Source organism: Blautia sp. AF14-40, assembly GCF_003479665.1.
Classification (GTDB): domain Bacteria; phylum Bacillota; class Clostridia; order Lachnospirales; family Lachnospiraceae; genus Fusicatenibacter; species Fusicatenibacter saccharivorans.
On sequence record NZ_QUHK01000075.1, the window covers coordinates 2,961 to 3,180 of the forward strand.

At 38.2% G+C, this 220-nt stretch carries 1 pseudogene; it reads right to left on the bottom strand.

Annotated features, from left to right (window positions below):
- Nucleotides 1-220 (bottom strand): annotated as a pseudogene (locus DWW13_RS19580) (MobT family relaxase); the annotation flags it as partial.

The following is a 220-nucleotide window of genomic DNA, read 5'->3' on the forward strand; positions in this document are numbered from 1 at the left end:
GCAACCACGCCCCTTTAACTCTAAAAGGACACCTTTTTCTTCGTCAGCCGACGTATAGATAAAGATGTCCCCTAAAGAATAATGCTCCGTATAACTGTAATGTCCGTAATCTTCATGGAGCATATAATTGATATTCAGTTTTAATATATCTTTGATGATGTGCTGTATATCCAGCGTGGGAAAACGAATTTTCACATAATCAAACAGCATGGTAAGCGGT